Below are 2,049 nucleotides of genomic sequence, written 5' to 3'. Positions count from 1 at the left end.
GCCAGACCTAAGCCGCTTAGAAAAGTCTCCTGATGATGCTCAATCGTGCGACCTTTGAAGACCAAACGCTCTAAGGGATGGTTCCAGATAGTTTCTGCATTCACCAAAAATTCTGGGTCGCCCGTTGCCTGGAGAAAGTATTCTAAACTCCAATTCTCATCACCTGTATCAGGTGGTTGGAGAAGGAAACAGGTGCGAAATCGGTTTTGTTGGTATTGGCGGGTTCTCAATTCCCCGCTAGCGAACACCGGGGCGAGTAAATGATCTCGTACTGGCGATGTCCAAGTCTGAAAGGCTGCTTCCAAGCGTCCAATTGCCGCCGGTTCTGTTTTGAGGGTATTGGATGCGGTAGAAAGGGCTTGCAACCACTCCTGCACTATCGGTTCTACTGCGGGTAAGGCAGAATTCCCAGCACTCGAACGCACTTGTGCGTCGATCGCACTGCCTAAGAATCCCAGAAGTAATTCCTTGGGTTCGTCCGGTTCCAGTTGTTCGTTAGGTTTGTCTTTACCACTAACCTCTAAATGTTGATAAGTGCGGCAGGCAGAGGGCATGAGCTGGGTAAACTTTTCTAAACGCGCTTGATCTAACCCACTATCGAGTAGAGGTTGCCAAGCGGCGACAACAGTACCATCTGACTGCCGATGCAGGGTTGGTAAAAACTTAGATCGCACCAGAAGATCCAAAATCCAGCGGCTAACCTGTGCCCAAAAGCGTAAATCTCCCCCGACATAAGTATCAGATGCTTGAAAAGAGCCAAGGGGCAACGCTTGCAAAAATTGTATGGCTTCCAGAGGATCGAGACACAGCCCTTCAACTTGCCAGAGGTGTAAGGATAAGGTTGAAGCATCCGCACCGTCTGAAAGCATTTTGGTGGATAGCAGTGGGCAAACTGGATCTCCTGCCTCTATTTGGGTGGGCAAAGCGATCGCTTTCTTGTGCCATTTCTCGTTCGCGCGACTTTTTAAAAGGCTGAGGGATTCTTCAAAGACACCACGCGATCGCAAAAAATCCATGAATTCTGCCTGCGTCATCGCCATCGGATGGGATGCCACTGTATCGGGTTGAGAAGACATCGCAGGCGTCATGGGTCGCCAAATTTCTCCCCAAACAAATAGATAACCACCCTGAGGTTGAACGAGCCAACTACCGTGTAAAATTGCCATATTTAAAAGCTTTTTTTGTGAGAATTAACTCAATTTATTAACGTTTATTAGAGCAGAAATTAGCAATTAGATAATTCGATGCTTTTTCCTTAGCTAAATTAAAGGCATCACTTTTTACAAGTTTTACTTAAAAATTAAAATTTATTTACTTTTTTAACGACCTTGCCAAATGGGATTAAAGCCGAACTCGACCAGATGTTTCCTTCTGAGCAAGATGCAGTCAGAGAATTACTGAATCTGATTATTATTGAGGGTCAAACTTATCGCAAAAGTAAACCTCTATCCAAAGTAGAATTTGCTGCCTACTGGATGACCCACGATGCTTTTGTTGCCACCGACAACCACACTAAATCCACCAACGCCGATGAAAATCTTGGGAGCTTTACTATCTCAAGCCCAACTTTCCCGGACGGTGCAGCTACATCTGCAATGCTGGATTTATTGTACAACCTGCTTGAGCGGGGTCAAGGCATGAGTAGGTTGATGAGATCAATGCTAGAAATAGCTGCCGTTAAGGGTTACACGGCGATGATGTTCAATTTTGTCTTGGCAATTAACACGCCTTCTATCCGATTGTGACAATCTTTAATATTTGAGAGAATCGGGCGGATTCTGAGCGCTGCACATTTATTTGATGGACTATCTCAGGGACGAGTAGGAGACGTCCTAAAGATGTACCGCTCTTTGCGCTAATTTATCAGCCGTCAGTTGTTATCGTCGATCCTCTGCGCCCTTACTCCTCTGTCCGTCCTCGTCTCCGGAATGCCGTCATCTACACTAAAGGCACCACCAGTACCTAAGTGCTACGATTGCGAAAGATAAAGAAAAATGATAGAAGGACAAAGTACCGCATGGTAGAGCTAGACAAGTCAATATCCTTTGA

At 45.8% G+C, this 2,049-nt stretch carries 1 protein-coding gene and 1 pseudogene; one reads left to right on the top strand and one right to left on the bottom strand.

Features of this window, described 5'->3' with window-relative positions:
* Nucleotides 1–1,166, bottom strand: a pseudogene (locus H6F50_RS07560) (hypothetical protein); the annotation flags it as partial.
* 162 nt (nt 1,167–1,328) lie between these two features.
* Here H6F50_RS07560 and H6F50_RS07555 point away from each other — a divergent pair.
* Nucleotides 1,329–1,745 carry a hypothetical protein gene (locus H6F50_RS07555; protein WP_199292041.1) on the top strand — a complete coding sequence of 139 codons (417 nt, stop codon included), beginning with the start codon at nt 1,329–1,331 and terminating at the stop codon, nt 1,743–1,745.
* Nucleotides 1,746–2,049 lie beyond the last annotated feature (304 nt).

The organism is Coleofasciculus sp. FACHB-712 (assembly GCF_014695635.1).
Lineage (GTDB): Bacteria > Cyanobacteriota > Cyanobacteriia > Cyanobacteriales > FACHB-T130 > FACHB-T130.
The sequence above is the reverse complement of the archived record's forward strand: the minus strand, read 5'-3'. Positions and strand labels throughout refer to the sequence as shown.